The sequence below is a fragment of the Pseudomonas sp. W2Oct36 genome (genome assembly GCF_041060465.1).
GTDB lineage: Bacteria > Pseudomonadota > Gammaproteobacteria > Pseudomonadales > Pseudomonadaceae > Aquipseudomonas > Aquipseudomonas graminis_B.
This window is the reverse complement of the sequence record NZ_JAUERW010000035.1, coordinates 1-20,736: the sequence shown is the minus strand read 5'-3', so window position 1 is coordinate 20,736 and position 20,736 is coordinate 1. Positions and strand designations below refer to the sequence as shown.

Here is a 20,736-nt window from a genome sequence, read left to right as displayed (position 1 = left end):
ATTACCGTCTTCGTTAGGTACTGCGCATTCGGTGCTGCTCGTCAAAGCGTGCCGCACCACCTGTGACCGCTTCTCCCGGAGAACGCAGATCAGGCGTGAAGCCTGCCTGTGCTGCCGGGAGTTCGAGTCCAACGATCCTTCCGCGGTAAGCCCTGCGAGCAGGGCCTGCGACGGGCGGATCGTCGTGGTTATTTTCAGCGTTTTTTCTTGTTCTGGATGTGGATGGCGCCGCCATTCACTGCCAGTGCCGCTTCGTGCAGCGCTTCGGACAGCGTCGGGTGGGAGAAGACCATCATGCCGATGTCTTCGGCACTGGTGCCGAACTCCATACCGATCGCGCCCTGCTGTACCAGCTCTGCAGCGCCAGGACCAATGACGTGCACACCCAGTACACGGTCGGTCTTGGCATCAGCGATGACCTTGACGAAACCGCCGGTGTCATTCGCTGCCATTGCACGGCCGCTCGCCGCGAACGGGAACTGACCGACGTTGACTTCCACGCCTTCGGCCTTGAGCGTCTGCTCGGTCTTGCCAACCCACGCGATTTCCGGGTGGGTATAGATAACCGACGGGATCAGGTCGTAGTTCATCTGGGTCTTGTGACCCTTGATGCGCTCGACGACCATGATGCCTTCTTCGGACGCTTTGTGCGCCAGCATCAGACCACGAACCACGTCACCGATGGCGTACACGCCAGGAACGCTGGTCTCGCACTGCTCATTGACGAAGATGAAGCCGCGCTCGTCGATGTCGACGCCGCTGTCGGCAGCCAGCAGCTCGGTGGTCACCGGGCGACGGCCAACGGCCACGATCACGCGGTCGAACGTGATGTTCTGCTCGCCGTCCTTGTCGGTGTAGGTCACGACAACTTCATCGCCATTGACCTTGGAACCGGTGACGCGAGCGCCCAGCTTGATGTCCAGACCCTGCTTGTTGAAGGTCTTCTGCGCTTCCTTGGCAACGGCTTCGTCGGCGGCAGGCAGGAATTTCTCCAGCGCTTCGAGAACCGTCACTTTGGCACCCAGGCGAGCCCAGACCGAACCCAGTTCCAGACCGATCACACCGGCGCCGATGACGCAAAGGCGCTCAGGCACTGCCGGGAATTCCAGGGCGCCTGTCGAATCGACGATGGTGACCTGATTGACCGGAGCCGGCGGAATGTCGATCGGACGCGAACCGGACGCCAGAATGATGTTTTCGGCTTCGATGACTTCGGTGGTGCCGTCAGGCTTGGTCAGCTCGACTTTCTTGCCGGCCAGCAGTTTGCCGTGGCCCTGCAGGGAAGTGACGCCGTTGGCCTTGAACAGGCTGGCAACGCCGCCGGTCAGGCCTTTGACGATCTGTGCCTTGCGACCAATCATGGCAGCAATGTCCATCTTCAGGTCGCTGAGCGAGATACCGTGAACACCGAACTGATTCTTGGCTTCGTAGAATTTCCAGGAGCTGTCCAGCAGCGCCTTGGAGGGGATGCAGCCCACGTTCAGACAGGTACCGCCGAGGGCCAGCTTGCCCTCTTTATCCTGGTACTTCTCGATGCAGGCAGTCGTGAGACCGAGTTGCGCGGCCTTGATAGCGGCCACATAGCCGCCAGGGCCAGCGCCAATCACTACCACGTCGAATTTCTGGGACATAGAAAAGAGTTCCTCTTTAGCTGCGAGCTTTAAGCCACAAGCTGCAAGCTGATCCGTGATGCTTTACAGACGAGTTGCAGCCTGTTCATTAGGATGTTGCGACGACCCAAGCGTCGGCGCCAGGCTGCTGTAAGTTGCAGCTTGACGCTTGCGGCTTGCAGCTGTCCTTGAATCAGATGTCCAGCAACAGACGCGCCGGGTCTTCCAGCAGGTTCTTGATGGTCACCAGGAAGGTCACAGCTTCTTTACCGTCGATCAGGCGGTGATCGTAGGACAGCGCCAGATACATCATCGGACGGATGACGACCTGGCCGTTGATCGCCATAGGACGCTGCAGAATGTTGTGCATGCCCAGAATGGCCGCTTGCGGCGGGTTGACGATCGGGGTCGACATCATCGAACCGAAAGTACCACCGTTGGTGATGGTGAAGGTACCGCCAGTCATCTCGTCGATGGACAGTTTGCCGTCACGGGCTTTCTTGCCGAAGGTGGCGATACCGCCTTCGATTTCAGCCAGGCTCATCTGCTCGGCGTTGCGCAGCACCGGAACCACCAGACCGCGATCGCTCGACACGGCAACGCCGACGTCGGCATAACCGTGATAAACGATGTCAGTGCCGTCGATCGAGGCGTTGACAGCCGGGTAGCGTTTCAGCGCTTCGGTCGCGGCCTTGACGAAGAACGACATGAAGCCTAGGCGTACGCCGTTATGGGACTTCTCGAACAGGTCCTTGTACTTCGAACGCAGGGCCATGACTTCGGTCATGTCGACTTCGTTGAAGGTGGTCAGCATCGCCATGTTCGACTGAGCTTCAACCAGACGCTCTGCCACCTTGGCGCGCAGACGGGTCATCGGCACGCGCTTCTCGGTGCGGTCGCCAACGGCAGCCACAGGCGCGGCGGCAGCGGCAGCAGGCTTGGCGGCAGGTGCAGCGGCCGGAGCGGATTTCTTCGCTTCGATGGCAGCAACCACGTCTTCCTTGGTCACGCGGCCGTCTTTGCCTGTGCCTTTGACGCTGGACAGGTTGATGCCGTTTTCTTCGGCCAGCTTGCGGGCGGCCGGAGCGCCGATGGCGTCTTCGTCACCGGAAGCAGCGGCAGGTGCAGCAGCAGCCTGGGCAGGCGCAGCAGCCGGAACCGAGACAGCAGCGGCTGGAGCGGCGGCAGCTGGGGCAGCGGCAGCACCGCCCTCTTCGATCGAGCCCAGTAGCTGGTTCGACAGGACAGTAGCGCCCTCTTCGGCAACGATTGCGCCCAGTACACCGTCAGCTTCGGCCAATACTTCCAGCACGACCTTGTCGGTTTCGATATCGACGATCAGGTCATCACGCTTGACGGCGTCGCCCGGTTTTTTGTGCCAGGTGGCAACGGTGCCGTCGGCAACGGATTCCGGGAAAGAGGGGGCTTTGATCTCAATAGCCATTATCTGTAATTCCTTTAATTCGGTTTCTAGTGCGCGAAGGCGTTAAACGGAGAACGCGTCTTTCAGCAGTTTTTCCTGCTGTTCGGCGTGCATCGAAGCGTATCCACAAGCAGGGGCAGCGGAGGCATCACGGCCGGCATACTCGAGAACGAGGTTGCGGTTGTGATTGCCGATGCTGCGGCGCAAGTGGTGCTGACTGCTGTACCAGGCGCCCTGGTTCATGGGTTCTTCCTGACACCAGACCACGTTGGTCAGGTTGGTATACGACGCGATAGCGTCCATCAGGTCGTCTTCCGGGAACGGATAGAGCTGCTCGAGACGCACGATGGCGATGTCTTCGCGGCCTTCGGCACGGCGCTTTTCCAGCAGGTCGTAGTAGACCTTGCCGCTGCACAGCACCAGACGCGTCACTTTCGCGGCATCGAGGGTGTCGATTTCCGGGATGACTGTCTGGAACGAGCCATGGGCCAGATCTTCCAGTGTGGACACCGCCAGCTTGTGGCGCAGCAACGACTTCGGCGTCAACACGATCAGCGGCTTGCGCAGCGGACGGATCACCTGACGGCGCAGCAGATGGTAGATCTGAGCCGGGGTGGTCGGTACGCAGACCTGGATGTTGTGCTCGGCGCACAATTGCAGGTAACGCTCAAGACGTGCCGATGAGTGCTCCGGGCCCTGCCCTTCGTAGCCATGGGGCAACAGCATGGTCAGGCCGCACAGACGGCCCCATTTGTGCTCGCCGCTGGTGATGAACTGGTCGATCACGACCTGTGCACCGTTGGCAAAGTCACCGAACTGGGCTTCCCAGATCACCAGCGCATTGGGCTGAGTGGTTGAGTAACCGTATTCGAACGCCAGCACAGCTTCTTCCGACAGGAAAGAGTCGTACAGGTCAAAGCGAGGCTGACCGGCGTACAGGTTCTGCAAAGGCACGTAGGTCGCGCCGTCTTTCTGGTTGTGCAGCACGGCGTGGCGGTGCGAGAACGTACCGCGACCAACGTCCTGCCCGGTGATGCGAACCTGATGCCCTTCGAACGCCAGCGTGGCGTAGGCCATGGTTTCGGCGTAACCCCAGTTGATCGGAAGGCCACCGACTTGCATCTTCTGGCGGTCTTCGTAGATTTTCTGGACCTGACGCTGAACCACGAAACCTTCCGGCACTTCCATCAGCTTGGCCGACAGTTCCTGCAGGGTCTTGAGGTCGAAACTGGTGTCGTGACGTGCTGTCCACGCGTGACCCAGGTACGGACGCCAATCAACGAACAATTCCTTGTTCGGCTCTTTGACCAGGCTTTTGACAACGTGCATGCCGTTGTCCAGCGCGTTGCGGTACTCGTCGACCTTGGCCTGAGCGGCTTCGGCGTTGAGGATGCCGGCGGTGGCCAGTGCATCGGCATACAGCTCACGGGTGGTGCGCTGTTTGGCGATCTGCTGGTACATCAGCGGCTGGGTGCCACTCGGCTCATCGGCTTCGTTGTGACCGCGACGACGGTAGCAGACCAGATCGATGACCACGTCACGCTTGAACTGCATGCGGTAGTCGATCGCCAGCTGGGTCACGAACAACACGGCTTCCGGATCATCGCCATTCACATGGAGGATCGGCGCCTGAATCATCTTGGCAACGTCGGTCGCGTACTCGGTGGAACGCGAGTCTTCCTGCTTGCTGATGGTGAAGCCGACCTGGTTGTTGATCACGATGTGGATCGTGCCGCCGGTCTTGAAGCCGCGGGTCTGCGACATCTGGAAGGTTTCCAGCACCACACCCTGACCTGCGAACGCCGCGTCACCGTGGATCGAGATCGGCAGCACTTTCTCGCCAGTGGCGTCGTTGCGACGGTCCTGACGCGCACGCACCGAACCTTCAACCACAGGGGAAACGATTTCCAGGTGGGACGGGTTGAACGCCATCGCCAGGTGGACTTCGCCGCCGGTGGTCATCACGTTGGACGAGAAGCCCTGGTGATACTTGACGTCACCGGAGCCCAGCTCGACCTTCTTCTTGCCTTCGAACTCGTCGAACAGGTCGCGCGGGTTCTTGCCGAAGGTGTTGACCAGCACGTTGAGACGGCCACGGTGGGCCATGCCGATGACAACTTCCTTGGTGCCGTAGGAACCGGAGCGCTGAATCAGCTCGTCGAGCATCGGAATCAGGCTTTCACCGCCTTCCAGACCGAAACGCTTGGTGCCCGGGTATTTGGTGCCCAGGTACTTCTCCAGACCCTCGCCCGCCGTCACACGCTCGAGCAGATGGCTCTTGATGTCGGCGGAATAGGCAGGACGGCCACGCACGCTTTCGAGGCGCTGCATGAACCAGTTGCGCTGGTTGGAATCGACGATGTGCGTGAACTCGGCGCCGATGGTGCGGCAATATGTCTGCTGCAACGCTTCGACGATTTCGCGTAGGCTCGCTTCTTCTTTGCCGATGAACAGGTCGCCGGCACGGAATGTGGTATCGAGGTCAGCGTTGGTCAAACCGTAATGGTTGATCGACAGGTCAGCTGGCGCAGTACGCTTCCACAGACCCAGAGGATCGAGTTGCGCACCCTGATGGCCGCGCATACGGAATGCCTGGATAAGTCGCAGCACTTCAACTTGCTTCTTTTCATGCTCGCTGCTCACGCTGCCGGCAGAGACCGGTTGGGCGCGGCGCTGGTTTTTCCCCAGCAACACAAAATGATCGCGAACCGTAGAGTGCGATACATCGGTGGCAGTGCTGCCGTCAGCCGGCAACGTCTGAAAATAGGTGCGCCACTCTTCTGGCACAGCGTTAGGGTCGTGCAGGTAGAGCTCATAGAGCTCTTCCACATAGGCAGCGTTACCACCGGAAAGGTGGGCGCTGTTCCACATGCGCTGCATCACGCTTTCTTGCATGCTTGGTCACCCTCGATTAGGGGACACCATCGGCGTCGATGCCAGCGCAAACTTGAAAAGTCCATGTGCAGCGACTTCAAGTCACTAGGGATCACGCAGATAGTCCGGGTACCAGCCCGGATGCCCCTGCTGGTTTCATTTCTTCAAAATAAGAGCTGAAGCCCTGCGACAACTGCTCAGGTTAAAACTACGGCGCCGGTTGAAGCCTGCGCCGCAGCGTTTACGGGTGCTGCAGTAGCGGGTGCTGCGGTGTTACAGATGCGGAAAACTCAGACACCGCTTTTGAGCAGCATGTTGCGCACGTGACCGATAGCCTTGGTTGGGTTCAGGCCTTTCGGGCAAACGTTGACGCAGTTCATGATGCCGCGGCAGCGGAAAACACTGAACGGATCGTCCATCGACGCCAGACGCTCTTGGGTCCGGGTGTCGCGGCTGTCAGCCAGGAAACGATAGGCTTGCAGGATCGCGGCAGGACCCAGGAACTTGTCGGGGTTCCACCAGAAGGACGGGCAGGACGTCGAGCAGCAAGCGCACAGGATGCACTCGTACAGGCCGTCGAGTTTTTCCCGCTCTTCGGGGCTCTGCAGGCGCTCGATGGACGGAGCCGGCGTGTCGTTCTGCAGGAATGGCTTCACCTTCTCGTACTGCTTGTAGAAGATGCTCATGTCGACGGCGAGGTCGCGGATGACCGGCAGGCCAGGCAGTGGGCGAACCACCAGCTTGTTACCCTTGACCACAGCCGACAGCGGCGTGATGCAGGCCAGGCCGTTCTTGCCGTTGATGTTCATGCCGTCGGAACCGCACACGCCTTCGCGGCACGAGCGACGGTACGAGAAGCCCTCGTCCTGCTCTTTGATCAGAGCCAGCACATCCAGGACCATCAGGTCTTTGCCACCGGTGTCGACCTGGAAATCCTGCATGAACGGCGCGGCGTCCTGATCAGGGTTGTAGCGATAAACACTGACTTGCAACATGGCGGTCACCCTTAATAAGTCCGAATCTTAGGCTCAAAAGTCGGAACAGTTTTTGGCGAGAAGTTCACGGCACGCTTGGCTACGCGCTTGTCACCCGGGAAGTACAGGGTGTGACACAGCCAGTTCTCGTCGTCGCGATCTTCGAAGTCTTCACGGGCGTGAGCGCCACGGGACTCCTTGCGATGCTCTGCGGCGATCGCCGTTGCTTCAGCGACTTCCAGCAGGTTCTGCAGCTCCAGCGCTTCGATCCGGGCAGTGTTGAATGCCTGGCTCTTGTCGTTGATCTTGACGTTGGCGATGCGCGTGCGCAGGTCAGCCAGCTGGGCGATACCCTTCTGCATGTATTCGCCGGTACGGAACACACCGAAGTAGTTCTGCATGCAGCTTTGCAGCTCTTTGCGCAGGGTAGCGACGTCTTCGCCATCGGTGCGCGAGTTCAGCCCATTGAGGCGAGCCAGCGCAACGTCGATGTCGGTTTCGGAAGCGCGACGGTAGTCGACGCCTTCGTTGAGTGCCTGCTCCAGGTGCAGACCGGCAGCACGGCCGAACACCACCAGATCGAGCAGCGAGTTGCCGCCCAGACGGTTGGCACCGTGAACCGATACGCACGCCACTTCACCGACCGCGAACAGGCCCGGGATGATGGTGTCGACGCCAGCGGCGTCCTGTGTGATCGCCTGACCATGAATGTTGGTGGCAACGCCGCCCATCATGTAGTGGCAGGTCGGCACGACAGGGATTGGCGCAACGGCCGGATCGACGTGTGCGAAGGTCTTGGACAGTTCCATGATCCCTGGCAGACGGCTGTGCAGCACTTCCTCACCGAGGTGATCGAGCTTGAGCATCACGTGGTCGCCGTCAGGACCGCAACCGTTGCCGGCGATGATCTCTTTAACCATCGAGCGAGCCACAACGTCACGACCGGCAAGGTCCTTGGCGTTTGGCGCGTAACGCTCCATGAAACGCTCGCCGTGCTTGTTGATCAGGTAACCGCCTTCACCACGGCAGCCTTCGGTGACCAGTACACCTGCGCCAGCGATGCCGGTCGGGTGGAACTGCCACATTTCGATGTCCTGAACCGGTACACCGGCACGCAGCGCCATGCCCACGCCGTCGCCGGTGTTGATCAGGGCGTTGGTGGTGGAGGAGTAGATACGGCCAGCACCGCCAGTGGCCAGTACGGTCGCGTCAGCGCGAATGTAGGAGGTTTCACCGGTTTCGATGCAGATGGCAATGATGCCGACGAACGCGCCGTCCTGGTTTTTCACCAAATCAACGGCGTAGTACTCGTTGAGGAATACAGTGCCGGCCTTCAGGTTGGCCTGATACAGGGTGTGCAGCAGCGCGTGACCGGTACGGTCGGCAGCAGCACAGGTACGTGCAGCCTGACCGCCCTTGCCGAAGTCTTTCGACTGACCGCCGAACGGACGCTGATAGATGCGGCCCTGCTCGGTACGGGAAAACGGCAGACCCATGTGCTCGAGCTCGAACACGGCTTCCGGGCCCACGGAACACATGTATTCGATAGCGTCCTGGTCACCGATGTAGTCGGAGCCCTTGACGGTATCGTACATGTGCCAGCGCCAGTCATCGTTCGGATCAGCCGAAGCGATGGCGCAGGTGATGCCACCCTGTGCGGAAACGGTGTGGGAGCGAGTCGGGAAAACCTTGGTGACTACAGCGGTCTTGTGGCCGCCCTGAGCCAGCTGCAATGCGGCACGCATGCCCGCACCGCCGCCGCCAATGATAATGGCGTCGAATGAAAGCGTATTAATGTTAGCCATGAATCAGATACCCCAAAGAATCTGCACACCCCAGACGAAGTAAGCGAACATCGCAATGCCGCACACCGCCTGAAAAAGGAAACGCACCACTGTCGCGGAGTTGCCCAGCGCCATCGGCGTCAGGTAATCGGTCGCGATGGTCCACATGCCAACCCAGGCGTGAGCCGCCAGGGCAACAAGGGCCAACAGGCTGAAGATGCGCATTGCGTTATGGGAGAACAGCGCGTGCCACGTGGCGAAATCAAGGCCAGGGTGCGCGATCAGGTACCCGATCAGGAAAATGAAATAAGCCGCGAGTACGACGGCGGAGACGCGTTGCGCCATCCAGTCATACAGGCCCGAACGAGAAAGGTTAGTGACGTTGGTTACCATATCCACACTCCTGCCAGAACGATCACCACCACAGACACGGCGATAACAATTTGAGAGCCCCGCTTGCCGCCTTCCAGCGTCTCGCCGATGCCCGTGTCCATGATCAGATGACGGACGCCCGCCACCAGGTGATAAAGCAGTGCGGACAGAAGAGCCCAGATCACGAACTTGGCCAGCGGACTGGTCAGTCCCGCTTTCACCGACGCGAAGCCTTCCTCGGAGTCGAGCGACAGGTCCAATGCATAAAGCATGAGGGCAATGCCGACGAAGAGGATGACACCGGAAATACGGTGAAGGATGGACGTGTAAGCAGTGATAGGGAGTTTGATGGTCCTTAGGTCTAGGTTTACAGGTCGTTGGCTTTTCACGGCTTTTTTTCACACTGAAGAGCCCTAACACTCAGGGCAAGTTGTTGGGAAGTGTACTGGTCAGGTACCCACTACCCAGGAAGTGACCAACCCCATTGAATCAGGCCTGAAAGCCCCTGGCGGTCGGACGCCGAGTATAGACAGTTAGCCCGCTAATGACAACGCGCAGACCCTGTCCCAAGGGTGGATTGCTTTAGCCCGATAATTGGCGTAAATGGCCCGTAATTTCGACGAAAACCATGGCTTAAAGCCCTCTGCTACAAGACTTTTGGCAAATTGACTTTAGAATTTATCTCACTATAGTGATGCGGGCCCTGCGTGGGGGGTCTGTCTGATGATTTGAAGCATAATTAGGAGGCCACATGGCTGATAAAAAAGCGCAGTTGATCATCGAGGGCGCAGCCCCCGTCGAGCTGCCCATTCTGACCGGCACCGTTGGTCCCGATGTTATCGACGTACGCGGCCTGACTGCCACCGGACGCTTCACATTCGACCCAGGCTTCATGTCCACCGCCTCATGCGAATCGAAGATCACCTATATCGATGGTGACAACGGCATTCTGCTGCATCGCGGCTACCCGATCGAACAGCTGGCCGAGCAATCGGACTACCTGGAAACCTGCTACCTGTTGCTTAACGGCGAGCTGCCAACCGCCGAGCAAAAAGCCGAATTCGTCGTCACCGTGAAGAATCACACCATGGTGCACGAGCAACTGAAGACCTTCTTCAACGGTTTCCGCCGCGACGCCCACCCGATGGCCGTCATGTGCGGCGTGGTTGGCGCCCTGTCGGCGTTCTACCACGACTCCCTGGACGTCAATAATCCGCAGCACCGGGAAATCTCCGCGATCCGCCTGGTCGCCAAGATGCCGACCCTGGCCGCGATGGTTTACAAGTACTCCATGGGTCAACCCATGATGTACCCGCGCAACGACCTCAGCTACGCGGAAAACTTCCTGCACATGATGTTCAACACGCCGTGCGAGATCAAACCGATCAGCCCGACGCTGGCCAAGGCCATGGACCGGATCTTCATCCTTCACGCCGACCACGAACAGAACGCCTCGACGTCCACCGTGCGCATGGCAGGCTCGTCGGGCGCCAACCCGTTTGCCTGTATCGCAGCCGGTATCGCCGCGCTCTGGGGCCCTGCCCACGGCGGCGCCAACGAAGCCGTGCTGACCATGCTCGATGAGATTGGCGATGTGTCCAACATCGACACTTACATCGCCAAGGCCAAGGACAAGGACGATCCGTTCAAGCTGATGGGCTTTGGCCACCGGGTTTACAAGAACCGCGACCCGCGCGCCACCGTCATGAAGCAGACCTGCGACGAAGTCCTGCGCGAGCTGGGCATCACCAACGACCCGCAGCTCGAACTGGCCATGCGTCTTGAAGAGATCGCCCTGACCGACCCTTACTTCATCGAACGCTCGCTTTACCCGAACGTGGACTTCTACTCGGGCATCATCCTCAAGGCGATCGGCATTCCGACCAGTATGTTCACCGTGATTTTCGCCCTGGCGCGAACCGTCGGCTGGATCTCCCACTGGAAGGAAATGCTGTCGAGCCCTTACAAGATCGGCCGTCCACGCCAGCTGTACACCGGCGAAGTGTCGCGGGATATCGTTCCGCTGGCCGAGCGCAAGTAACTCGGCAGCACCCGCGAAGACGCAAAAAAAGGCTGCCCTCGGGCAGCCTTTTTAGTGTCTGGCGTCAGCGTCGGACGCGAACTGGTCAGTTCTTCTCTGCACGCTCCTTGAGCGCCTTGAGCGTATTGAACGGCGCGTCCACCACGAACTTGTTCGCCAGCCACGACGGCACGCTGCCGCCCGGCTCGGTGTGCACCTGATAGGTGACCTCGGTCAGATTCTCGCCTTTGGGCACGAACTTCCAGAACCCCTCGACCTGCGCCACCCGCACAAAGCCCTTCTCTTCCGGGATGTACTTGGGGTCGCCTTCCAGCTTACGGGTCATGCTGCCATCGGCGCCCTCCACTGTGGTGACCTTCAACACCGAATCCCGGGGCGTGACCGGCCAGGGCGTGTTGAACTGGGAATAGGTCCAGGTCTTGTCGCCCTCATGCTTGAGTATCTTCTGCAGCTTGCATTCGTGAATCCAGGCACAGGCGCTGACCACGTCTTCCTGCAACGCCCGGAGCTTGCCGATGCTCGCCTTGATGGTGGTCACGCCCTGATAGGCCTTGTACTGCGACCCGGGGAATTCGCTGAGTGAGACCTTGATCCCCTCCTCGTTCTTCGCGACTTTCCACTCCTCAGCCTGCGCCGAAGCGGTCACCCATACAGTCAGTCCCAATCCGAAAGCAATGCGGTACAGCGAACTCATATGTTGTTCCTTATTGTTGAAGTTCAGTCGTGCCTCGGCCGCAATTCACGCCACCGATGTCATCTTTTCCCACCAGCCGATCAGCCGGATCGCGTCCTCGGGACCGCTGCCACACACTTCGGGCTCCGCTGCAAACTGGCCACATACCGCCGGCCTCCCCGGCTGCCCGAAGATTGCACAGAGCATGTCCACCGACAGGTGCAGGCAGCGCATGCCGGCAGGTTTGCCATTGGGCATTCCAGGGATAGGTGATGTGATGGACGGCGCGATGCAGCACGCGCCGCAGCCTGAACGGCATTCCATGGAGAGAACCTGTGTGGCAGTGAATACGATGGCAGGATCTTACGCGCTAAAACACACGTTTGAAAATCAGGTCCTGGGACAGCGCCGTGCGTTCATCACTTTTTAAAGGTGAAATCCAAGGCAGCGCCTTCCACGTCCTTGCGTGCCTCATTACGCAACTGCAAATCCATTTCATTGCTCAGCAGACGGCCTTGCATCTGGAAGTCAGGGTCCGCATCCGAATCAGGAAACATTTTAGGCAGCAACGGCTTGGCGCCAGTTGACTGGGCTTTGGACTTTGACGCCGAGGAGATCACATTCGCCGGCGGGGTCAGTTGCTTAACCATCTCGGGCGGCAGACTCAGGTCGAGGGGCACCTTGTTCAGGCGGGTCTCCTTGACCACTTGAGACGCCGATTTGCTCTTGCTGGCCACCGGCGCACGCCGCGCGACTTCGGCATTATCCGCTTTGACCTTGGCAGATTTGGCGTTCGCGCCAGCGGACTTACCGTCCGCAGCCTTTACATCGGTGACCGTCCGCGGCGCTTCAGCCGACGCCTTACCCGACGCGACTACAGGCACGGCAGGAATGTTCGGCGCCAGCGCATGGACCGCAGGCGCATCCGCAGCAGGCTTGTCCGCCAGCGCAGGCGCGGACTCAGGCTCTGACGCTGGCTTCGCTGCTTTAGCAGCTTCGGCCGGCGCAGCGGCACCCGCAGCAGGCGCAGAAGCGGTAGCTTTCGCTGGCGGGGTGGGCGCTTTATCGGCATCACAGGCGCTCAGCAACACCAACACCATCACACTTAAACAACGCAGTGATTTCATAGTCTGAACGGCAGTAAGTAAGACAGGGGCCATATGCTGGCCCGTTGCACGGCGGCTGACAAGTTCCCCGTCAGCCTCCCTCGATAGTATGGAAAGCTGGCGACCCTACGAGTTCACCAGGATTGCCCGGCATCCTGGCATAACTGCTTGGCCAGCATGCCCACCGTCATCAACGCCCTCTCCGCTTCACGGTTCCACGGCAGCCCGCAATTCAGGCGAATGCAATGGTTGAACTGCTCGGTATTACTGAAGATCAGGCCCGGTGCGATGCTGATGCCCTGTTCAAGCGCGCGCACGTGCAACTCCTGAGTGTTTACCCGCCCCGGGAGGCTGATCCACAGGATGAACCCGCCCGCAGGCCGGCTGATCTGCGTGCCTTCGGGGAACATTTGCTGCACGGCGAGCTGGAAGGCGCTCAGATTCTTGCGGTGCTCCTGACGGATAAAGCGCAAGTGCCGGTCATAACCGCCGTTTTCGAGGTAGGACGCCACCGCCATCTGCGTCACGCTGCACGCCGAATGGGTGCTGAAGGTTTGCAGGCGCTGGATTTCCGCCTGGTACTTCCCGGCGATCATCCAGCCGATCCGCACGCCCGGCGACAGGGTCTTGGAGAAGCTGGAGCAGTAGATGACGTGGCCCAGCCGGTCGAACGCCTTCAACGCCTTGGTCTTGTTCTGCTCGTACATCAGCTCGCCGTAGATGTCGTCCTCGATGATTTGGATGTCGAAATCCGAGGCCAGGCGCAGCAGGTGTTTCTGCCGCTCTTCCGGCATGGTGCTGCCCAGCGGGTTGCTCAGCCGCGACGTCATCACCAGCGCCTTGATCGACCACTGATTGGCCGCCAGTTGCAGCGCTTCCAGACTGATCCCGGTGTTGGGGTCGCTGGGGATTTCGATGACTTTCAAGCCAAGCAGATCGGCCAGTTGCAGCAGGCCGTAATAGGTTGGGGATTCTGCAGCGATCAGGTCACCGGGGCTGGTCAGCACCCGCAGCGACATCTGCAGCGCATCGACGCAACCGTGGGTGATCACCACTTCCGAGGGGTCGATCACCACGCCGGCGTCGCGCATCCGGATCGCCACTTGCCGGCGCAGCGGCTCGAAACCCGGGCTGAACATGTAGTTGAATGCGCGGGGGCTTTGAAACCGGGTGACCTTGGCCAGTTGCTGATGCAATGCGCGCAACGGCAAGTAATCGATGTGCGGGACAGCAGCGCCAAACGCGAACACCCCTTCACGCCGCGCTTCGACCAGCACCTGTTGAATGATGCTGGCGCGAGTGACCAGGCCGGGACGCTCAACCCGCGCGATATCGGGGGTCGCCGCCGTGAGGGCCGGGGTTTGGTGCACGTAATAGCCGGACTGCGGCCGCGCGCGGATCAAACCCTGATCTTCAAGGTTGGCATAGGCCTGCAGGACGGTGGCATGACTGACGTTGAGCTGGGAGCTCATCTTGCGCACCGAGGGCACGCGCTCGCCTGGCTGATACACGCCCCGGCGAATGTCTTCGGCCAGCTGTTGGGCGATGCGTTGGTACAGCAACAGACTGGTCATTTCGCGTCCCTCGATCCCGTGCTTTGATCATGCGTGCGGTGACCAAAGGAGCAGGATCACCGGAACAGTTCAGAAGTGTACGGTGACAGTTCCTGTTCCGGCTAGAGGGCGCGGTGTTTGAATCACTCGGATTGTGACAGTCCGCTGCTCTTCAACGAGGCGCGCTCAGATGCCCCTTGTCGTCCGAGAAGACGATTTCGACACGGCGGTTCTGGGCGCGGCCGCTTTCAGAGGCGTTCGAGTCCACCGAGTACTGATCGCCGTAGCCTTCGACCTGAATGCGGTCTTCCTCGATGCCCAGATCAGACAGCACGTCAGCGACGGCCTGTGCCCGGTCTTTCGAAAGCGCGAGGTTTACCTCACTATCGCCGGTGCTGTCGGTGTAGCCCTCGATGCGCACGACGCGCTTGGGATTGAATTGCAGGAACTGCACGACCTTCAGTACCGTGCGGTTGGCCGAGCTTTTCAGTTCGGCGCGGCCGGTATCGAAGAGCATGTCGCCGAGGGTCATCACCAGCCCCCGCTCATTCTGCTGCGTCGACAGGCTGATCACCTGATCTTCGGCCCACTTGCCCTGTTGCTGGGCGCCGGCCAGCTTGGCCTCACGCAAGGCCAACTGCAGGCGCTGACGTTCCAGCTCCAGTCGGGCGAGCTTTTCCTGATTCAGCAGCAACTTGCTGTGCTCCCGGGCGATCGCGCTGTAACGGCTGCTCAAGTACGCGTAATGACTGACGTCGTCAGCGCTGCCGATGTAGCTCGACAGGCGCTCGGCCCGGCCCAGCAATTCACCGGCACGGATGACGTCCTTCGGCGCGCTGCGCAGGACGTTGGTGTCTTCCTTGACCTTCTGGTAATCGGCAACGGCGCCCTGCAACGCCTGTTCACTGCTCTGGTGGCCGGCACAGCCAGCAAGACCGGCACTGGCCAGCAAAAGGCCGAGACTGAGGCTTCGCGCAACGGCATTCATTGGCCAGCCCCCAGCTGCTTGCGCAGACGCTCGAGGCGGGTGTTGACCTGGGCCACCTGTGCTTCACTCTTCTGCGTCAGCACACGGGCCTCCGCCAGACGGGCGTCCAGCTCGGCCTGCTCAGCCTGCATGCGCGCGTCCTTGTAGGACTTGTCCGCCATGTCGGCGCGGGCCTGGGTCAGCTTGGTCTGCGCTGTCACCAGGTCCGGTTCTTCATCCGTAGCGCCGACCGCGGTGGCCTGGGCGACAGCCTGTTCGGTAAGTTTGAGTTGTTCGGTGGGCGCTGGGTCGTTGGCACAGCCGACGAGAGCGACGAGCACGACAGCGGCGAATACAGGCTGGATTTTCAAAAGAAAGCTCAAAACACATTCCTACTGATGGAGGGCGCTACCGGACTGCTGCAACTGGATTTTCCACAGGTCCAGGTTGCGCGTGACGGCTTCACTGGAGCGACCGGAAGCGGCCAATTCTGTCATTTTTTTCGCCAGCTGTCCGCGCAGCCATTGATCATTGCAGGCGGAGTTGAACGACAGCGCCAGATAAAAGCCCGGACGATCGAGGGGCATGGGCTGGGTTTGCAGGTCTTTGGCGATGTTCAGCGCCTGAGTCACGGCCATCCCCGCATAGCGGCCGGCCAGGACGAATTCGACCTGCCCCGCCGCCAGTTTCTGAAAGGCCTGGAGAAGACTGGCCTGCCTCTCCAGCGTCAGGTGCGCCTTGATCGCCTCATCGAACCCCGGTGTCACGCGGGTTTTTTCAGACATGGCGCCGGGATGGCTCTGCAGATCGGCCAGCGAATTGAACGGCTGCTCATGGCCGGTGCGGGTCCAGACCATGATCTCGTTCTGGGCGATGGGCGGGTGGATGAAATCCAGGGATTCCAGCTCGGCGCTGTTGAGGGGCGTGTCCGCCAGCATGTCCATGCGCCCGGTGCGCACCTCTTCCAGGGCCTGGCTGCGCTTGCCGCCATACAGCAGCTCGACCTTGACGCCGATCTGTTGCGCGACCTCCTTGAGCAGGTCGGCATTGGCGCCCATCAGGTGCTTGGGGTCCTGCGGGTCGCGCCACAGGTACGGCGGCGCGTCCGGGCTGCCGGTGACAATCAGCCGGTCACACTTGCCCGCAGACCAGGCCAGCGACGGCAGCAACAGCAACCCGCCCAGCAGTGAAGCCAGCGTTTGCTTTGGCGACAACATGACAACGTCCTTTTTGAGCCCATAAAAAAAACCCGCCAGCTCCGACTGCCTGAGCGCTGGTTCATCGAGTGAACGATGACCGGCGCTCAGGCAGCCCGAACGAACGGGTTCTCTTTATAAGTCAGGGAAGTGGATTAAACCAGCTTCTCCAGCTCGGGGATCGCTTCGAACAGGTCCGCCACGAGGCCGTAATCGGCCACCTGGAAGATCGGTGCTTCTTCGTCCTTGTTGATCGCCACGATCACCTTGGAGTCTTTCATGCCGGCCAGATGCTGGATCGCGCCGGAGATGCCGACCGCAATGTACAGCTGCGGCGCGACGATCTTGCCGGTCTGGCCAACCTGCATGTCGTTGGGCACGAAGCCTGCGTCGACGGCCGCGCGGGAAGCGCCAACAGCCGCACCCAGCTTGTCAGCCAAGGTGTACAGGTGTTTGAAGTTGTCGCCGTTCTGCATGCCACGGCCGCCGGAAACGACAATCTTGGCAGCGGTCAGCTCCGGACGATCGGACTTGGCCAGCTCTTCGCTGACAAAGGACGATTTGCCCGCATCATGGGCCGCGCTGACGGCTTCAACCGAAGCAGAACCGCCTTCCGCTGCAACGGCGTCAAAGCCGGTGGCGCGAACGGTGATGACTTTCACGGCTGCCGACGACTGAACGGTCGCAATGGCGTTACCCGCGTAGATCGGGCGCTTGAAGGTGTCAGCGCTTTCGACCGAGATGATCTCGGAGATCTGGTCGACGTCCAGTTGGGCAGCAACACGCGGCAGGATGTTCTTGCCGTTGGAGGTTGCAGAGGCCAGCACGTGGCTGTAGGCCGAAGCCAGCTCGACGACCAGCGGGGCAACGTTTTCCGGCAACTGGTGTTCATACGCTGCGTGGTCAGCCACGAGGACCTTGGACACGCCTGCGATTTTTGCAACTGCTTCGCCGACGGCACCGACATTCAGACCGGCGACCAGAACGTGAATGTCACCACCGATCTTGGTGGCCGCGGCAACGGTATTGAGAGTGGCGGGAGCGATTGCGCCGTTTTCGTGCTCAGCGATAACCAGGGTCGTCATCAGATCACCTTCGCTTCGTTTTTCAGTTTATCAACCAGTTCAGCAACCGACTTGACCTTGATGCCTGCGCTGCGGGCAGCCGGCGCTTCAACCTTCAGGGTCTTGTTGGTGGACGCAATCGAAACGCCCAACGCATCAGGGGTCAGCACTTCGAGGGGCTTTTTCTTGGCTTTCATGATGTTCGGCAGCGACGCGTAGCGCGGCTCGTTCAAACGCAGGTCGGTGGTGACGATGGCCGGCAGCTTGAGGGAAACGGTCTGCGCGCCGGCGTCGATTTCACGGGTGACGTTGACGCTGTCGCCGGACACTTCGACTTTGGACGCGAAGGTGCCCTGGGCATAACCGCTCAGCGCAGCCAGCATCTGGCCAGTCTGGTTGTTGTCGCTGTCGATCGCCTGCTTGCCGAGAATGACCAGCTGCGGTTGTTCTTTGTCGACAACGGCCTTCAGCAACTTGGCCACGGCCAGGGAGGTCAGTTCGTCAGCGGATTCCACGAGGATGGCGCGATCGGCACCCAGTGCCAACGCGGTACGCAGTTGCTCCTGAGCGGTGGTAGGGCCGATGGAAACGACGACGATCTCGGTCGCCACGCCTTTCTCTTTCAGGCGGACGGCTTCTTCTACCGCGATCTCGCAGAAGGGGTTCATCGACATTTTAACGTTGGCGAGATCGACGCCGGAGTTGTCCGCTTTGACGCGAACCTTGACGTTGTAGTCGACCACTCGTTTGACAGCTACAAGAACCTTCATGGATTCCTCGTTTCTCTCCGGTGAAAAGAAAATCGCCAGGCCTTGCCCGGCGATGGGTACTCGTCAGTGTAAAGAACACCTGTGAAAACAACGTATTCGTGGTTGCTGAATGCTGATATCAGCAAAAGCGGCCACGCTACGGCGGCAATCCAAGCCAGACGTTGCCCGCCCGTGTAAACTGCAGCGCGCCGCAGGCCTGGGGCTGAGGGTTGCGCGGGGGCGATGCTCACGTTGCTTTTAGCGGTGTTCTGCTACCGACAGTTTGCACGCAGCCGACAAGGCCGGCGGCCAACTGTAGCGAGCGCAAAACCGCCCGTATCTTGACCGCAACGCCGGGTCGGGTCAATACGACATAAACGCCAGTCACAAGCCGTCTCACCATGATTTATCAGGGTTTCGGCCGATTCAAACAAACGTTTGTATTGGACCTGCGAGGTGGTGTAGATATAATGCGCGCCTTCAAGACGACACCCGGATAAATGAGCTTCCGGGGGTCGGTTTTAGCCATCTATAAAAAATACGCCTAAAAAATACGCCGTTGAGCCTTGAGTAGGAGATAGCCTGTGGAACGCGAATTTATGGAGTTCGACGTCGTCATCGTCGGAGCCGGGCCCGCCGGGCTGTCTGCCGCTTGCCGCCTGAAACAGAGAGCCGCTGACGCCGGTCAGGAAATCAGCGTCTGCGTGGTGGAAAAAGGCTCCGAGGTCGGTGCTCATATTCTCTCCGGCGCAGTGTTCGAACCCCGCGCCCTCAACGAGCTGTTCCCCGACTGGAAAGCCCTGGGCGCCCCGCTCAATACCCCGGTCAAAACCGACGACATCTATGTGCTGACCGGTGCGGACGCCAGCCAGAAAGTCCCGGGCGTGTTCGTGCCCAAGACCATGCACAACGAAGGCAACTACATCATCTCCCTGGGCAACCTGTGCCGCTGGATGGCACAGCAGGCCGAGAACCTCGGCGTCGAAATCTACCCGGGCTTCGCGGCTCAGGAAGCGCTGATCGATGAGACCGGCGTGGTGCGCGGGATTCTCACCGGTGATCTGGGCGTCGACCGTGAAGGCAATCCGAAAGAAGGCCTGTACACCCCCGGTATGGAACTGCGCGGCAAGTACACGCTGTTCGCCGAAGGCTGCCGTGGTCACATCGGCAAGCAACTGATCAATCGCTTCAAGCTGGACAGTGAGGCCGACGCCCAACACTACGGCATCGGCTTGAAGGAAATCTGGGAAGTCGATCCGGCCAAACATCAGCCGGGCCTGGTGGTTCACACCGCCGGCTGGCCGCTGGATATCATGGGCACCGAAAACACCGGCGGCTCGTTCCTTTACCACCTGGAAAACAATCAGGTCGTGGTCGGCCTGATCGTCGACCTCTCCTACGCCAACCCTTACCTGTCGCCGTTCGACGAATTCCAGCGCCTCAAGCACCACCCGGTCCTCAAGCAGTACCTGGAAGGCGGCAAGCGCATCAGCTACGGCGCACGGGCCATCTGCAAGGGCGGCCTGAATTCGCTGCCGAAGATGGTGTTCCCCGGCGGTGCGCTGATCGGTTGCGACCTGGGCACGCTGAACTTCGCCAAGATCAAGGGCAGCCATACCGCCATGAAATCCGGCATGCTCGCCGCCGAAGCGGTGGCGGATGCGCTGTTTGCCGGCAACGAGGGTGGTGACACGCTCAACGGCTACGTCGAGGGCTTCAAGGCCAGCTGGCTGCACGAAGAACTGTTCGCCAGTCGTAACTTCGGCGCGGCGGTGCACAAGTTCGGCGCGATCTTCGGCGGCGCGTTCAACTTCGTCGACCAGAACCTGTTTGGCGGCAAGATCCCCTTCACCCTGCGTGACACCACGCCGGACTATGCGTGCATGAAGCTGGCGGCCGACTCGAAGAAAATCGACTACCCGAAACCCGACGGCAAGCTGAGCTTCGACAAGCTGAGTTCGGTGTTCATCTCCGGCACCAACCACGAAGAAGAGCAGCCGTGCCACCTGAAGCTGAAGGATCCGAGCATCCCGATCAGCGTCAACCTGCCCAAGTACGACGAGCCTGCCCAGCGTTACTGCCCGGCGGGGGTTTACGAGGTGGTGACCCAGGAAGACGGCGCCAAGCGCTTCCAGATCAACGCGCAGAACTGCGTCCACTGCAAAACCTGCGACATCAAGGATCCGTCGCAGAACATCACGTGGGTAGCACCGGAAGGCGCAGGCGGCCCGACCTATCCCAATATGTAAAGGATTCTGAGTAGGACCGGCTTTAGCCGGGAAGGCGTCAGCGGCCATCGCGCAAAATTGATGGTGCGCACACTGGCCTCTTCCCGGCTGAAGCCGGTCCC

General features: G+C 60.2%; 18 protein-coding genes. 2 read left to right on the top strand and 16 right to left on the bottom strand.

The window, feature by feature from the left end:
- Positions 1 to 194: 194 nt before the first annotated feature.
- From lpdA to sdhC, 7 genes are all read right to left on the bottom strand, one after another.
- Positions 195 to 1,631: a dihydrolipoyl dehydrogenase gene (gene lpdA / locus QWI18_RS25220; RefSeq protein WP_065986297.1), complete on the bottom strand. Its 1,437-nt coding sequence runs from the start codon at positions 1,629 to 1,631 to the stop codon at positions 195 to 197.
- Positions 1,632 to 1,803: 172 nt separating this feature from the next.
- Entirely contained in the window at positions 1,804 to 3,054 is a 1,251-nt protein-coding gene (gene odhB, locus QWI18_RS25215; RefSeq protein ID WP_369320141.1) for a 2-oxoglutarate dehydrogenase complex dihydrolipoyllysine-residue succinyltransferase, read from the bottom strand.
- A 42-nt stretch (positions 3,055 to 3,096) separates the two neighbouring features.
- A complete protein-coding gene (locus tag QWI18_RS25210; protein ID WP_065986295.1) occupies positions 3,097 to 5,928 on the bottom strand; it encodes a 2-oxoglutarate dehydrogenase E1 component in 2,832 nt (943 codons plus the stop codon).
- 269 nt (positions 5,929 to 6,197) lie between these two features.
- Positions 6,198 to 6,902 carry a succinate dehydrogenase iron-sulfur subunit gene (locus QWI18_RS25205; protein WP_065986294.1) on the bottom strand — a complete coding sequence of 235 codons (705 nt, stop codon included), beginning with the start codon at positions 6,900 to 6,902 and terminating at the stop codon, positions 6,198 to 6,200.
- Positions 6,903 to 6,913: 11 nt separating this feature from the next.
- Positions 6,914 to 8,686 carry a succinate dehydrogenase flavoprotein subunit gene (gene sdhA / locus QWI18_RS25200; RefSeq protein WP_065986293.1) on the bottom strand — a complete coding sequence of 591 codons (1,773 nt, stop codon included), beginning with the start codon at positions 8,684 to 8,686 and terminating at the stop codon, positions 6,914 to 6,916.
- 3 nt (positions 8,687 to 8,689) lie between these two features.
- Positions 8,690 to 9,058, bottom strand: a complete 369-nt coding sequence (gene sdhD / locus QWI18_RS25195; RefSeq protein WP_065986292.1) for a succinate dehydrogenase, hydrophobic membrane anchor protein — start codon at positions 9,056 to 9,058, stop codon at positions 8,690 to 8,692.
- Positions 9,052 to 9,426, bottom strand: a complete 375-nt coding sequence (gene sdhC / locus QWI18_RS25190; RefSeq protein WP_369320140.1) for a succinate dehydrogenase, cytochrome b556 subunit — start codon at positions 9,424 to 9,426, stop codon at positions 9,052 to 9,054. Before sdhC ends, sdhD begins: the two co-directional genes overlap by 7 nt.
- 362 nt (positions 9,427 to 9,788) lie before the next feature.
- Here sdhC and gltA point away from each other — a divergent pair, with 362 nt between their 5' ends.
- Positions 9,789 to 11,078 carry a citrate synthase gene (gene gltA / locus QWI18_RS25185; protein ID WP_369320139.1) on the top strand — a complete coding sequence of 430 codons (1,290 nt, stop codon included), beginning with the start codon at positions 9,789 to 9,791 and terminating at the stop codon, positions 11,076 to 11,078.
- Positions 11,079 to 11,163: 85 nt separating this feature from the next.
- Here gltA and QWI18_RS25180 read toward each other — a convergent pair whose 3' ends face one another.
- From QWI18_RS25180 to QWI18_RS25140, 9 genes are all read right to left on the bottom strand, one after another.
- Positions 11,164 to 11,772 (bottom strand): START domain-containing protein, encoded by a 609-nt coding sequence (locus QWI18_RS25180; protein ID WP_369320138.1) that lies wholly within the window; start codon positions 11,770 to 11,772, stop codon positions 11,164 to 11,166.
- Between the two features lie 45 nt (positions 11,773 to 11,817).
- Positions 11,818 to 12,075: a YkgJ family cysteine cluster protein gene (locus QWI18_RS25175; protein ID WP_065986289.1), complete on the bottom strand. Its 258-nt coding sequence runs from the start codon at positions 12,073 to 12,075 to the stop codon at positions 11,818 to 11,820.
- Positions 12,076 to 12,170: 95 nt separating this feature from the next.
- The gene (locus QWI18_RS25170; protein ID WP_369320137.1) at positions 12,171 to 12,878 is read right to left on the bottom strand and encodes a translation initiation factor 2; all 708 of its coding nucleotides are present in this window, start codon (positions 12,876 to 12,878) and stop codon (positions 12,171 to 12,173) included.
- Between the two features lie 113 nt (positions 12,879 to 12,991).
- Entirely contained in the window at positions 12,992 to 14,431 is a 1,440-nt protein-coding gene (locus QWI18_RS25165; RefSeq protein ID WP_122538388.1) for a PLP-dependent aminotransferase family protein, read from the bottom strand.
- Positions 14,432 to 14,582: 151 nt separating this feature from the next.
- Entirely contained in the window at positions 14,583 to 15,398 is an 816-nt protein-coding gene (locus QWI18_RS25160) for an OmpA family protein (protein ID WP_369320136.1), read from the bottom strand.
- On the bottom strand, positions 15,395 to 15,748 hold the full coding sequence (locus tag QWI18_RS25155; protein WP_369320144.1) for a DUF4398 domain-containing protein: 354 nt from the start codon (positions 15,746 to 15,748) through the stop codon (positions 15,395 to 15,397). The genes QWI18_RS25160 and QWI18_RS25155 overlap by 4 nt, the downstream gene beginning before the upstream one ends.
- A gap of 21 nt (positions 15,749 to 15,769) precedes the next feature.
- Positions 15,770 to 16,594, bottom strand: a complete 825-nt coding sequence (locus QWI18_RS25150) for a substrate-binding periplasmic protein (protein WP_369320135.1) — start codon at positions 16,592 to 16,594, stop codon at positions 15,770 to 15,772.
- 134 nt (positions 16,595 to 16,728) lie between these two features.
- A complete protein-coding gene (locus QWI18_RS25145) occupies positions 16,729 to 17,658 on the bottom strand; it encodes an electron transfer flavoprotein subunit alpha/FixB family protein (protein WP_369320134.1) in 930 nt (309 codons plus the stop codon).
- Complete coding sequence (locus tag QWI18_RS25140) at positions 17,658 to 18,407, bottom strand: electron transfer flavoprotein subunit beta/FixA family protein (RefSeq protein WP_065986283.1); 750 nt, start codon at positions 18,405 to 18,407, stop codon at positions 17,658 to 17,660. The genes QWI18_RS25145 and QWI18_RS25140 overlap by 1 nt, the downstream gene beginning before the upstream one ends.
- A gap of 563 nt (positions 18,408 to 18,970) precedes the next feature.
- Here QWI18_RS25140 and QWI18_RS25135 point away from each other — a divergent pair.
- A complete protein-coding gene (locus QWI18_RS25135; RefSeq protein ID WP_065986282.1) occupies positions 18,971 to 20,635 on the top strand; it encodes an electron transfer flavoprotein-ubiquinone oxidoreductase in 1,665 nt (554 codons plus the stop codon).
- Positions 20,636 to 20,736 lie beyond the last annotated feature (101 nt).